This window comes from Seonamhaeicola sp. NFXS20 (assembly GCF_049132085.1).
Taxonomy (GTDB): domain Bacteria; phylum Bacteroidota; class Bacteroidia; order Flavobacteriales; family Flavobacteriaceae; genus Seonamhaeicola.
Window position 1 is genome coordinate 327,886 of record NZ_JAFMPU010000001.1, and the last position, 14,023, is coordinate 341,908.

A 14,023-nucleotide genomic window follows, 5' to 3' on the forward strand; every position below is an offset into this window, starting at 1 on the left:
CTATGCAATTGTTAATTCTTCAACCATTGGTTCTTCATTAGCTATTCTTTCTAAAGCTACTTTGTATTCTTTTGGCATAACTTTTACAAACTTAGGTAAGTAATTATTCCAATTAGCTAAAATTTCTTTACCCTTATTGCTGTTTGTATAAGCCACATGATTGGTTATTAGTTGTTTTAATTCGGCTTCATCAGCTTCGGTAATTGGATCGAAATCAATAGTTTCTTCATTACATAAGCCATTTGTAAATTGGCCAGATTCATTTAAAACAAAGGCATAACCACCACTCATTCCTGCGGCAAAATTTCTACCTGTTTTACCAAGTACAACTATTTTACCACCAGTCATATATTCACAACAGTGATCACCTACACCTTCAACTACAGCGGTAGCACCAGAGTTACGAACTGCGAAACGTTCTCCAGCAATTCCGTTAATATAGGCTTCGCCTTGAACGGCTCCAAACAAACAAACATTACCAATAATGATGTTTTCTTCTGCAACAAAATCAGCTTCGACTGGTTTTTTTACAATTAATTTGGCGCCAGATAACCCTTTACCAAGGTAATCATTAGTATTTCCTTCTAAAGTAAAGGTTAAACCATGTGCTCCAAAAGCTCCAAAACTTTGTCCTGCAGAACCTGTAAATTTAATGTTTAAGGTATCTTCTGGTAAACCTAAATGGCCATAAATTTTAGAAATTTCGTTACTTACTATAGCACCAACCGTACGGTTAATATTCTTAATAGGGTAAGCTAAGTGAGTTTTTTCTTTTCTGTATAATGCTCTATGTGAGTCTTGTAGAATAGTGAAATCAAGGACATTATCTAAATCATGGTCTTGTTTTTCAGTATTTCTAATGGTTAGTTTGTTATACTCTGCTGGTCTGTGTAAGATGTTTGATAAATCTAATCCTTTAGCTTTATAATGCTTTATAGCTTTACTAGCATTTATTTTATGCGTTTGCCCTACCATTTCTGCTAAAGTTCTAAACCCTAATTGTGCCATGATGCCTCTCAATTCTTCTGCTACATAGTAAAAGAAGTTGATAACGTGTTCTGGTGTGCCTGTAAAGTTTTTACGAAGTTCTTTATCTTGAGTAGCAATGCCTACAGGACAAGTGTTTAAATGACATTTACGCATCATAATACAACCTGAGGCAACCAAAGGAGCTGTTGCAAAACCAAATTCTTCGGCACCAAGTAAGGCTGCTATAGCAACATCACGCCCTGTTTTTAACTGTCCGTCACACTCAACAACAATTCTACTTCTTAAGTTGTTAAGAACTAAAGTTTGTTGAGCCTCTGCCAAACCGAGTTCCCAAGGTAAACCAGCGTGTTTAAGAGATGTTAAAGGTGATGCTCCGGTACCTCCGTCATATCCTGAGATTAAAACAACATCGGCTTTGGCTTTAGATACACCTGCAGCAATAGTACCAACACCTACTTCTGATACCAGTTTAACATTAATTCTAGCATCTCGATTAGCATTTTTAAGATCGAATATTAATTGAGCTAAATCTTCAATAGAATAAATATCATGATGTGGTGGTGGTGAAATTAAACCAACAAATGGCGTAGAGTTTCTTGCATCTGCAATCCATGGTAATACTTTTTCACCAGGAAGCTGACCACCTTCGCCAGGTTTAGCACCTTGTGCCATTTTTATTTGAATTTCTTTGGCGTTTGTTAAGTAGTGTGATGTTACTCCAAAACGACCAGAAGCTACTTGTTTTATAGCAGAGTTTCTACTATCTCCATTGATGTCTTTTTGGAAACGACGTCTGTCTTCTCCTCCTTCGCCAGAATTAGATTTCCCTCCAATTCTGTTCATGGCTATGGCTAAATTTTCGTGAGCTTCACGTGAAATAGAGCCATAAGACATAGCACCTGTTTTAAAACGTTTAACAATTTCGGTCCAAGGTTCTACTTCTTCAATAGGAATTGGGTCTAAATTATCAAATTCAAACAATCCACGAATGGTCATTAGATTTTCAGACTGTTCGTTAATTGTTTTTGCGTATATATCGTAACTTTTTTGGTCACTTAAACGAACGGCTTGTTGTAATTTGGCAACGGTGGTTGGGTTAAACATATGGCGTTCTCCATTACGTCTCCAACGATAATCGCCTCCAATATTTAAACCTAAACGGTTTTTAATTTGGGTATCAGGATAAGCGTATTTGTAGCGTTCATTAATTTCTTTTTCAATTTCATATAAACCAATACCTTCAATTCTAGAAGCGGTATATGGGAAATATTTTTCTACAAATGATGAGTTAAAACCAACAATTTCAAAAATTTGAGAACCTCTGTATGAATGTAATGTAGAGATTCCTATTTTGTTCATTATTTTTAAAATGCCTTTTCCAATGGCTTTATTGAAATTGTCTACAGCTTTTTGCTCATCAATTCCTTCAATAAAGCCTTCTTTTACTTGGGCTCTAATTATTTCATTTACCATGTATGGGTTAATAGCACTAGCGCCATAGCCAAATAATGTGGCAAAATGATGAGGTTCACGAGGTTCTGCAGATTCTATAATAATGTCGAAATAAGAACGCTTGCGTAAGCGGTTTAATTGATGATTAACATATGAGCAAGCTAAAAGTGCAGGGATAGGAGCAAAGTCTTTATTTACACCTCTATCTGATAGAATAATGATGTTTGTTTTTCTTTCTAATGCTTTTTCTACTTGTTTTATAATGTCTTCTAGGGCATCTTCAAGTCCATTCATTCCTTGTGCTTTTGGGTATAGCATATGAATGGTTTCTGCTTTAAAGCTTTCTATTTTAATGGTTCTGATTTTTTCTAAATCGGCATTTGAAATTACAGGGTTTTGAATGCGTAATTTTCGGCACTGTCTTTCTGTAATACTAAAAATGTTACGGTCTTTACCTAGATTTAAACTAATATCTGTTACAATCTCTTCACGAATACCATCTAGAGGAGGGTTTGTTACTTGTGCAAATAATTGTTTAAAGTAATTTGAAATTAGTTGAGGTCTGTCTGACAACACAGCTAAAGGTGTATCAATACCCATAGACCCTAATGCTTCTTTTCCTTTTTGAGCCATTGGAGTGATAACCTCTTGGATATCTTCAATAGTATAATTGAATAAACGTTGGCGCGTTTTAATATCAATGGTTTCTATTGGGCAGGTTTCATTAGTATAAGGTACATCTCTTAAATGCAGTCTTGTTTTGTCTAACCATTCTTTATATGGTCTTTCTGAAACAATTTTGTTTTTTATTTCTTCGTCATCAATAATACGTCCTTCGTTCATGTCAACCAAGAACATTTTTCCTGGTTCTAATCTACCGTGTAATTCAACATCTGCAGGGTCTACATCAACAACTCCAACTTCAGAAGACATAATTAATTTACCACTTTTTGTAAGTGTGTAACGTGACGGTCTTAAGCCATTTCTGTCTAATAAGGCACCAATGTAATCACCATCTGTAAACGGAATTGAAGCAGGACCATCCCAAGGTTCCATGATACAACAGTTGTATTCATAGAAAGCCTTTTTATCTTCACTCATGGTTTTGTGTTTTTCCCAAGCTTCAGGAATCATCATCATCATGATTTCAGGAAGAGAACGATTGGTATGAGTTAATAACTCTACCACCATATCCATAGAAGCAGAATCTGATTTTCCAGGGAGTACAATTGGGAAAAGTTTATCTATTTGAGGTCCAAATACATCACTTTTCATGATTTCTTCTCGTACTCGCATTCTACTAACATTACCGCGTAATGTGTTAATTTCACCATTTTGACACATAAAACGGAATGGTTGTGCTAATTCCCATGCAGGCATGGTGTTTGTAGAAAAACGTTGATGTACTAAAGCTAATCTGGTAACAAGGTCTTTTTGTTGTAAATCGGTATAATAAGGCCCAATATCTTCAGGCATAATGATGCCTTTATAGATTAACGTTGTAGTTGATAAACTTGGAACATAAAAATAATCTGATTGTGATATTTTTGATAGCCTAATATCATGCTCAGTTATTTTTCTGGCAGCGTATAGTTTAGCTTTAAAATTGGCTTCTGTTTCACCTTCAGGTTTGCTAATAAAAAGTTGCTCAATATTAGGTTCTGAAGCTCTTGCAATTTCACCCAATTGCGAAGAATCTACAGGTACTTTTCTCCATCCTAAAATAGTAAGACCTTGTGCTTTTACTTCGCGTTCAAATACATCTTTACAGTATTGATATTGGTTGGCAACTTTAGGTAAAAAAACCATACCCACGGCATACTCTCTAGGGGCCGGAATTTCAAATTTACAAACACGTTTAAAATAATCATGAGGGATATCAATTAATAAACCAGCACCATCACCTGTTTTTCCGTCGGCACTAACTCCTCCGCGGTGCTCTAATTTTACCAAAATTTCTAACGCATCATGGATGATTTGATTTGTTTTTTCTCCTTTGAGGTTACAAATAAAACCAGCACCACAATTTGCGTGTTCATAATCTGGGGAATACATTCCTTGTTTCTGCAGCATAATCAACTAAATTATATTGGTTTAAAACGTGACTAAGTAAGCGAAGATAATTATACATTTTAAATTAATAATAATGGGCAAAACATTATTTCGATTTTAGAAGCGAAGAGCAGATAAAAATAATTATATGTCAATATTCCTCTAGTTTTTTAATAAATATTCAATTGCTAAAATTTAACAATAAATGCGGATATGTGAATTTATGTCAATAAAACATGAGGTTCTTAAAAATTACAACATAAAAAAATAGAAAATACTGACAATAATTCAAATATTATTGTTGTTGAAAAACCAAAAAATCAAAAAATAAACAGAATACCTCTAAAAAAATAGGGTAAAAATTAAAATATCTATAAAAATTAATTAAACACCCCCTTTTTTTATGGGGGTTAAAACTTTTTAACATAGTTTTATGACATTCTTAAAGAAAATTAAACATAATAATAACTTAAAAATGAAAACAATTATGAGAAAACTATTTACTCTAACATTCCTTTTTGTAGCATCTGTTGTATTTGCTCAAGATGAAGAAACAAGCAAACTAAGTATTAGTGGTAGTGTAGATGCTTATTATCAAACTTATTTAACAGCTTCTGATAATGATGCTCCAAGTTTTGGAACTGCTTTTGCAGATAAATCTGGTTTTGCTTTAGGTATGGCAAACCTTGTTATAAGCTACGAAGGAGAAAAGGCCGGTGCAGTTTTAGATTTAGGAACTGGACCAAGAGGTGCAGGAGCAACTTTTAATTCTGATATTGTTGATGGTATTGTAAATCAAGCTTATGTTTACTGGAATGTATCTGAGGGTACTACATTAACATTTGGTAGATGGAATACCTTTTTAGGTTATGAAGTTATTGCGCCAGCAGCAAACTTTAACTACAGTACTTCTTATTTATTTTCAAGTGGCCCATTTTCTCACATGGGTTTAAAAGCAGATTTTACTTTATCTGATGATTGGAGTTTAATGTTAGCTGTAACTAATCCTTGGGATACTAATGATACTTCTTTATCAGGAGAGTATGCTTTAGGAGCTCAATTAGGTTTCTTTGGTCAATACTTAAACTTATACTATGATAGTGGAAATAATGGTGGTTTAGGTTTTGAAGTAGATTATACAGGTGGATTTGATGTTTCAGATACTTTCTTCTTAGGAATTAACGCTGCATATAATGACAATGATGGTGAAGGATTTTACGGAGCTGCTTTATACCCACAGTTAGCAACTTCTGATAGCTTTTCTATTGGTTTAAGAGGTGAGCTTTATGGTTTCCATGGAGATGGAGATGATTACCCAAGTGTTTTTGCAACAACTTTAACAGGTAGCTATACTGTAGATAACTTAATCATTAAACCAGAAATTAGATTAGATTCTTGGTCTAACTGGGATGATGTTTATTTTGATAGCGATGGAGATGACGCTTCTAGTTTAGCTGCATTTACTTTGGCCGCAATCTACTCATTTTAATATATAAATTTTGCTTACGCATCCTTAATTAAGGATGCGTAAGTGTTTAAATAATATTCACTAACCATTAAAAATAATTTATTATGTCTTTATGTAATATACCACTTTTTATTCAAGATACCGCCGCAATAGAAGGCGATATGGGAATGCTTTGGATGCTTATTTCAGGTATTTTAGTTTTCCTAATGCAAGCAGGATTCACATTAGTTGAGTCTGGAATGACACGTTCTAAGAACGTGGTTAACATAGCTATGAAAAATGTACTAGATATTGCCGTTGGGTCTTTAGTATATTGGTTCATTGGTTATTCTTTAATGTATGGAGATTCTCCTAGCGGATGGATAGGATGGAGTGGTTTTGCTTTTAATCAAGGTCCAGCAGATTTATTTTTCCAAACAGTATTTTGTGCTACCGCAGCAACAATTGTATCAGGTGCTATTGCTGGTAGAACAAAATATACAACTTATATAATTTTCTCAGTTATAATGACCGCCTTTATATATCCTGTAGCAGGTGGATGGGAATGGAACGGCGGATGGTTAAATGATACCGATGGTATTATGCCAGCTGAATTTATAGATTTTGCAGGATCATCTGTTGTACACGCCGTAGGAGGTTGGGCTGCTTTAATAGCTGCTGCCTTAGTGGGACCAAGAATTGGTAAGTACATAGACGGAAAAGCTGTTAGTATTCCAGGTCATAACAAATTATTAGCCGCTTTAGGTGTATTTATCCTTTGGTTCGGATGGTTTGGTTTTAACGGAGGTTCTCAATTAGCTTGGGGTGGTGATGATGCTGTAGGTGCTTCTATGGTAGTATTGGTTACAAACCTTGCTGCTTCTGCTGGTGCTTTAGGTGCGTTATTCTTATCATGGGTTAAATACAAAAAACCTAATATTGATATGACGCTTAATGGTGCCTTAGCTGGTTTAGTAAGTATTACTGCTGGTTGTGGTAATATGGGTGAGTTCGGAGCAATTGCCGCTGGTTTTGTTGGTGGTATTATTGTAGTATTCTCTATGGAGTTTGTAGAACAAAAACTTAAAATTGATGATGCTGTAGGTGCGTTTTCAGTACATGGTGTTGTTGGTGCATGGGGTACTTTAGTAATTGGTCTTTGGGGAATTGATGGTGATACTGGTATTGGTTTATTCAATGGAGGTGGTGCTAATCAATTTTTAGCTCAATTAATTGGTACTTTAGCTTATGCTATATGGGCAGTTGTTACCTCTTTTATCTTCTTAACTATACTTAAGAAAACTTTAGGACTTAGAGTTTCTGAAAAAGAAGAAATTGAAGGTCTTGATTTATCAGAGCATGGTGCATTAGCATATCCTGGTAAAAGACAAAGAGAAATTGAATAATAATTTAAGTGTTAAATATTTAGAATAAAATTTAGCTAACAAGCTAATTAAAAATAGATGCCTTAAGAAATTTTCTTTTGGCATCTATTTTATGATAACATACAAACTTATATTAAAAAGAGACCAACCTTAAACTTATTATTTTAGAGAACTAATTATTAAAATTAAAATATTATGAAGAAAATTGAAGCCATTATTAGGAAATCCAAGTATAGAGTAGTAAAAGAAGCTTTACATGAAGTTGGAGTAAACTTTTTCTCTTATTGGGATGTAACTGGTTTAGGAAATGAAAAGGAAGGGCATGTTTATAGAGGAGTGTCTTATAGTACAAGTGACATTCAACGTAGATATTTATCAATTGTTGTTAATGATGATTTTGAAGAAGCAACAATAAAAGCAATTTTAGATTCTGCCGCCACTGGCGAAGTAGGAGATGGAAAAATATTTGTATCAGATGTTACAGAATGCTACAGAATAAGGACAGGAGAAAAGGGAGGAGACACTTTAAAATAAATCATTAAAAATTACTAAAAAAACATTATGGAATTACTCACCACAAATAACGTATGGATGATGATCTGTACGGCACTAGTTTTCTTTATGCATACAGGTTTTGCATTTTTAGAAATAGGGCTAACTAGACAAAAAAATACCATTAACATATTATTTAAAAATATTTTTATTATTACTATAGGCCTTTTACTATACTGCTTAGTAGGCTTTAATTTAATGTATCCAGGTTTTGAAGAAGGTTCTTTAGGAATTTTCGGTTTTGCCGGATGGGGGTTAGATGCATCTGCAGCTGCAGATTTAACATATAACGAAGGATATACATACTGGACAGATTTCTTGTTTCAAGGTATGTTTGCTGCTACAGCTGCCACTATTGTTTCTGGAGCTGTTGCTGAACGTATTAAAATAGGACCTTTTATGATGTTTACTATATTATACGTTGGTATTATATATCCTCTTGCGGGTTCATGGAAATGGGGCGGTGGTTTTTTAGACATGAGAGAAACTCCTTTTTATGATTTTGCAGGTTCCACATTAGTGCATTCTGTTGGTGGTTGGGCAGCTTTAGTAGCTGTTTGGTTATTAGGTGCTAGAATAGGTAAATTTAAGAATGGTAAACCACAAGCAATTCCAGGTCATAATATTCCAATGGCAACTGCCGGAGTTTTAATTCTTTGGTTAGGTTGGTTTGGTTTTAATGGAGGTTCTGTGCTTTCTGCAGACCCTGCTTTAACTTCTTTAACTTTAGTAACAACTTGTTTAGCTGCTGCTGCAGGAGGTGTTGTTGCTGCCTTAGTTTCATTCTTAAAATTTAAAAACTTAGATTTAACTATGTTTTTAAACGGAATTTTAGGAGGGCTTGTTGGTATAACTGCAGGAGCAGACCAAATGGGGCCTACAGACGCTATATTAATTGGGGCTATTGCTGGCGTATTAATTGTGTTTGCTGTTAGTTTTATAGATAGGTTAAGGTTAGATGATCCCGTAGGTGCTATTGCGGTGCATTTAGTATGCGGAATTTGGGGAACTTTAGCTGTTGGAATTTTTGGAGCTTTAGCTGGATTTGACCAATTTATAAGTCAATTAGTAGGAGTGTTATCCTATGCTGCTATTTGTGTGCCATCTGCATTTATTATATTCTTTATAATGAAGAAAACAGTTGGTATTAGAGTATCTGAAAAAGAAGAGTTAGAAGGACTTGATGGTTTTGAACATGGTATGGATGCTTATTCAGATTTTAGAATGAATGAACATTAGTATTATATCATACTACTATTAACTTAGTAACTAAAATAGAGTTAACTATACTATAGTTAACTCTATTTTTTTAAGTATAAATATTATAAATAAACCCAGTTTATAGGTGTTAAAAAACCCCTAGGTATAAATTTTAACTTAGGGGTTTTTATCATATTTATGGAGGAATATTTATGCAGAATTTCTACTGGCATTAATATTACCAAATAAAGAGCGAGTTACAATCTTCTCAAAGATTCTAATTTCTTCTTCGTCTTTAACTTCAGCTTTATTTAATTCTTGTATTTTTTTGAGTGCATATTGCTGAATAGTTAGCAGCGGTAACACAATAGATTCTCTAACTTGAATAGATGCTTTACTTGCAGGTTCATGTTCCATTAACTCTTTATACCCAGTAACTTTTAGTAACAAACGTTTAGTTTCTAAGTATTCATTGTAAATAATGGTCCAGAATTCACCAAATTCTTTGTCTTTAGCCATGTACTTAGTTAAATCAAAGAATGATTTGGTTAAAGACATCATACTATTTTCTAGTAAGGTTTTAAAGAATTTAGAGTTTTTGTAAAGTTGTTCTACTTTATGAAACTCGCCTCTATCTTCGTATTTTTTTAATGCTGTTCCTACGCCAAAGAATCCTGGTACATTTTGTTTTAATTGGCTCCAAGATCCTACAAAAGGAATAGCTCTTAAGTCTGAAAACACTAATTTATCAGATTTTCCTCTTTTTGAGGGTCTACTACCTATATTGGTTTTGGCATAGTACTTTAAAGTACTCATGCGTTCGAGGTATGGAATAAATTTCTCATGGCTTTTAAAATCTTTATATGCCTGATAACTTGTTTCGGCTAAATCATTCATGACAAATTTATCTTCATCAGATAAGGCGTTGTTGCTCTCGCCTATTCTGTTAAAAATACCAGAACTTATTAATTGTTCTAGGTTGAATTGTGATGAGTTTTTGGTTCCGAAGTTAGAACTTATGGTTTGCCCTTGTATGGTTAACTGCACTTCTTTGTCTTCAATAGTTGGCCCTAAAGAAGCGTAGAAGTTATGTGTTTTTCCACCGCCACGTGCTGGTGGACCGCCTCTACCATCAAAGAAAATAGCTGTTACATCATATTTTCTAGAGATGGCTGTTAATTGCTCTTTGGCTTTATAAATACCCCAGTTTGCCATTAAGTAGCCACCATCTTTGGTTCCGTCTGAAAAACCAAGCATTATGGTTTGTTTGTTTCCGCGCTTTTCTAGGTGTGCTCTGTAAACTGGGTTGGTATACAATTGTTCCATTACAGCGGGTGCATTTTCAAGGTCTGTTATGGTTTCAAAAAGTGGTACAATATCAACGGTTAAATCATCATCAAAAGCAACCATTTTTAACATGGCGAATAGTTGCATAACGTTTAGTGCTGTTTGGTTGTTGCTAATAATGTATCGGTTGGCGCCTTTTTCACCATTAAAGTTTTGAATTTCTTTAATAACTTCAATAGTTTTTAAAGTGTTTGAAACCATTTCGTCTTCAAAGGCATCAAAATCTATATCTTCATTAGTAACTTTAGAAAGAATTTCTATTTGTTCTTCTTCAGTTAAATCATGATAATTTTTTGGGAAGGATTTACTACCATTTGCAATTAAATAATCTACTACGGTAGTGAACACAGAATGATGAATTCTACTGTCTTGTCTTATATCTAAAGTAGCAAAGTAATATCCAAATAAGTGTACTCGGTTTATTAAATTGTTAATTTCATGCTCATACAAACTTTGGTGTTCTTCAACAATTACTTTTCTAATACTTAAAAGTTCAACCAAAAGCTCTTTAGCGGTAATGGCTTTTTTATAATTTAAATCTATACTGTATTTGTATATTATAGATTCTAGTTTAATAATTCTGTCTTCAACACCTCTAAAAGTAAGTTTTCGTCTTAATTTTTTTAAGTCAGCATAATACTTTTTTAATATAGATTGTTTTAGTTTTCTGGCAACTTTTAGGGTGGTACTTGGTTTTACAAAAGGGTTTCCATCGCGGTCTCCACCAGGCCAGAAACCAACATTTATAATATCGTTATGTTTCTTGCCATCGTCAAAAATATTCTGTTGAATGTAGTTGTATATTTCACTAAATGAATCGTAGAAAACATTTTCTAAATACCAAATTAAGCTTTTGGCTTCAAAGTATGGGGTAGGTTTTTTACGTTTAAAGAAAGGTGTTTTTCCTAATTGCCCAAAAAGATTGTTAATTTCAGATAGGTTGTTTTCTTCAATAGCTTTGGTTAGGTCTGTAATAATGCCTAAAACCGGACCAGGGTAAAACTGAGTTGGGTGGGCTGTTAATACAATACGTACTTTAAATTCTTCAAGATATTGTTTTAGCTCTTCTAGCTTATTGTTAGATCTGGCAAAACCTTTTAAATATCTTAAAGTACCTACGCCTTCCATATTGTTTACAGTAGAAAATGCGGCATCTTCAATGGCATCAAACAATACTACTTGCCTTTCAATATATTGAATGAAGCGAAATAATAAATTTATCTGACTTTGTTTATTACGTCTAGCCTGATATTTATTAAAAAATGTGTCAACAATAGTTGTTGGGTCATCTCCTTGTGCAAATCCTTTTTCACAAGTTTCATGAAATAACGGCAATAACACACCGGTTTTTGTAACAGAATCAAAAGGTAAAGTCATAAATATACTATTGTATATTTGATATTTAGACATTACGTTTTGATTAAATCTAGTTAATTTTGGTTCTATTGACATCCTTTGCTCATATATAAATTGAACCGTAAAAATAATAAAGGAAAGCTAAAGACCCTAAATGCATTGAAATTTTATTGATTTCTAGAGTTTGCAAGGGAGTAATTATGAAAAATTAAACATTTTTTAAATATCATTCCATTTTTATTGGTTGTTTTTTTAAGCCCGACATTAATGGGCTAATTAATTAAGTATGATAAATATCATATTCTATAAAAAGACACTGCAATAAGTTTGTTAGCTTTAAGTAATAAGTAACAAATTAACTTCACAACATGAAACATGCACACACATTTCATATACCAGTAATGGGTATAGGATTTACTATAGATACCCCTTTAAAAGTGGCTCAATATGGAATAAGTTCTGCCATTTCATTGGTTGATGATATTTTGTTGGAGAAGATTAGAAAAATGTACTGTGAAAAATTTGAGGTTCCTTATAAAGAAATTACAAATAAAGTGCATGATTTTAGAGCAAAAAGAATTACCTCTTACCTTAATTTAATAAATGATTTAGTAGATAAAAAATTTGAAACCATTAAATATGATAACATCAAATCATACATTGATATGTTGCCTAATGGGGCTTCTTTAAGCGTTGAATTTAAGAGGCTTACTGAAAAAGGTATTAATATGAAAGTTATTAAGCAATGGGCTTCTAAAAAATTAATTAAAGGTAGTATTGATGTAAACATTATGACTAAAGTAGATAAGGATAATTATTTACAAAAGGAAAAATTACCAACAGAGTTTAATGATGCACATGCAGCTTTAAGAGGGTTTGCTAACAGCAAATTAAAATCGTCTGTAATCTTATCGGCAGGTATGAATCCCAGGTTATATGCTTATATGAGTAAGTTTGAAGATTTTTATCCAGATGAAAACGGAAACTTCAAAAAGAAAATAACCTTAAAAGTTAGTGATTACCGTTCGGCATTAATTCAAGGAAAGTTTTTAGCAAAAAAAGGTTTGTGGGTATCAGAATATAGAATTGAATCTGGTTTAAACTGTGGGGGTCATGCATTTGCTACAGATGGGTATTTACTAGGTCCCGTTTTAAATGAATTTAAACAAAAAAGAGAAGCCTTAAAACAAACCATTGAAGCCATTTATAAACAAGAATTAATAAATTTAGGACACTCTGTACCTATAGCGTCTTTAGGTTTTGAAGTATCTGCTCAAGGAGGTGTTGGAACCCAAGAAGAACATGATTTTTTAATTAAAGAGTACAACCTAGAATCTGTGGGTTGGGGCACTCCTTTTTTATTGGTTCCAGAAGCTACTACAGTTGATAACGATACTTTAGATAAATTAGTAAAAGCTAAAGAAGAAGATTTGTATTTAAGTAACATTTCGCCTTTAGGCATTCCTTTTCATAATCTTAAAAACAATACTAAAGACTTAGAAAAAGAAAGATATATTAGAAAAAACAGACCAGGAAGTTCATGCCCCAAAAAGTTTGTAGCACTAAATAAAGAATTTAAAGAAGAAGGTATTTGCACAGCATCAAGAGAATATCAACACTTAAAAATTAAACAGTTAGAAAACGAAAATTTATCTGCTAAAGCTTTTAAGAAGAGGTATAATCAAATCACTGAAAAATCTTGTACATGTGTAGGATTGGGTACTTCAGTATTAATAGCATATAATTTAGACACAAAAACAGAGGGTACAGGCGTTTCGGTTTGTCCAGGCCCCAATATGGCTTATTATTCAAAAATTATGAGTCTTAAAAATATCACAGACCATGTTTATGGTAGAGATAATATGCTTTCAACCAACAATAGGCCTAACGTTTTTATTAAAGAGTTGCATATTTATTTAGAGTATTTAAAAAATAAATTAGATGAAACCAAAGCTACTTTTACCAAAAAAGAAGAAAAGTATTTGGTAACATTTAGTAAAAACTTAAAAGAAGGAATTCATTATTATAAAAATATGTTTAAAGAGTTAAAGAGTTCTTTTAAAGATATTAAGGAACATGTTCTATTAGAATTTGATAAAAGTGAAAAAACACTAGAGTTAATTAATTTAGAAATTCAAAATTTGCGATATAAAGAACCATTTTCTGCTTAAGTTTTAATGATTCTTTTAAAAGACTAATTTTTTTTAATTACATAGCTTCTTTTTCATTAAAACAAGATTTC

General features: G+C 32.9%; 7 protein-coding genes. 5 read left to right on the top strand and 2 right to left on the bottom strand.

The window, feature by feature from the left end:
• Window positions 1-4,515, bottom strand: a complete 4,515-nt coding sequence (gene gltB / locus J1D01_RS01540; RefSeq protein WP_421149595.1) for a glutamate synthase large subunit — start codon at window positions 4,513-4,515, stop codon at window positions 1-3.
• Window positions 4,516-4,981: 466 nt separating this feature from the next.
• Here gltB and J1D01_RS01545 point away from each other — a divergent pair, with 466 nt between their 5' ends.
• From J1D01_RS01545 to J1D01_RS01560, 4 genes are all read left to right on the top strand, one after another.
• Window positions 4,982-5,983 carry an outer membrane beta-barrel protein gene (locus tag J1D01_RS01545; RefSeq protein ID WP_421149596.1) on the top strand — a complete coding sequence of 334 codons (1,002 nt, stop codon included), beginning with the start codon at window positions 4,982-4,984 and terminating at the stop codon, window positions 5,981-5,983.
• A gap of 83 nt (window positions 5,984-6,066) precedes the next feature.
• A complete protein-coding gene (locus J1D01_RS01550; protein WP_372937278.1) occupies window positions 6,067-7,347 on the top strand; it encodes an ammonium transporter in 1,281 nt (426 codons plus the stop codon).
• Between the two features lie 174 nt (window positions 7,348-7,521).
• Window positions 7,522-7,860 (top strand): P-II family nitrogen regulator, encoded by a 339-nt coding sequence (locus J1D01_RS01555; RefSeq protein WP_076698600.1) that lies wholly within the window; start codon window positions 7,522-7,524, stop codon window positions 7,858-7,860.
• A gap of 27 nt (window positions 7,861-7,887) precedes the next feature.
• Window positions 7,888-9,117, top strand: coding sequence for an ammonium transporter (locus tag J1D01_RS01560; RefSeq protein WP_372937279.1), 1,230 nt, complete (start codon window positions 7,888-7,890; stop codon window positions 9,115-9,117).
• Window positions 9,118-9,288: 171 nt separating this feature from the next.
• Here J1D01_RS01560 and J1D01_RS01565 read toward each other — a convergent pair whose 3' ends face one another.
• Window positions 9,289-11,877: a phosphoenolpyruvate carboxylase gene (locus tag J1D01_RS01565; protein WP_372935105.1), complete on the bottom strand. Its 2,589-nt coding sequence runs from the start codon at window positions 11,875-11,877 to the stop codon at window positions 9,289-9,291.
• A 272-nt stretch (window positions 11,878-12,149) separates the two neighbouring features.
• On the opposite strand from J1D01_RS01565, the gene J1D01_RS01570 reads away from it, so the two are divergent.
• Window positions 12,150-13,952, top strand: coding sequence for a hypothetical protein (locus J1D01_RS01570; protein WP_421149597.1), 1,803 nt, complete (start codon window positions 12,150-12,152; stop codon window positions 13,950-13,952).
• The last annotated feature ends 71 nt before the right edge of the window (window positions 13,953-14,023 follow it).

What these genes read in the sequence shown, in the direction of transcription:
- J1D01_RS01560 (WP_372937279.1), top strand. Translation starts at nt 7,888, where the DNA reads ATGGAATTACTCACCACAAATAACGTATGGATGATGATCTGTACGGCA.
- J1D01_RS01570 (WP_421149597.1), top strand. Translation starts at nt 12,150, where the DNA reads ATGAAACATGCACACACATTTCATATACCAGTAATGGGTATAGGATTT.
- J1D01_RS01565 (WP_372935105.1), bottom strand. Translation starts at nt 11,877, where the DNA reads ATGTCAATAGAACCAAAATTAACTAGATTTAATCAAAACGTAATGTCT.
- J1D01_RS01545 (WP_421149596.1), top strand. Translation starts at nt 4,982, where the DNA reads ATGAGAAAACTATTTACTCTAACATTCCTTTTTGTAGCATCTGTTGTA.
- gltB (WP_421149595.1), bottom strand. Translation starts at nt 4,515, where the DNA reads ATGCTGCAGAAACAAGGAATGTATTCCCCAGATTATGAACACGCAAAT.
- J1D01_RS01550 (WP_372937278.1), top strand. Translation starts at nt 6,067, where the DNA reads ATGTCTTTATGTAATATACCACTTTTTATTCAAGATACCGCCGCAATA.
- J1D01_RS01555 (WP_076698600.1), top strand. Translation starts at nt 7,522, where the DNA reads ATGAAGAAAATTGAAGCCATTATTAGGAAATCCAAGTATAGAGTAGTA.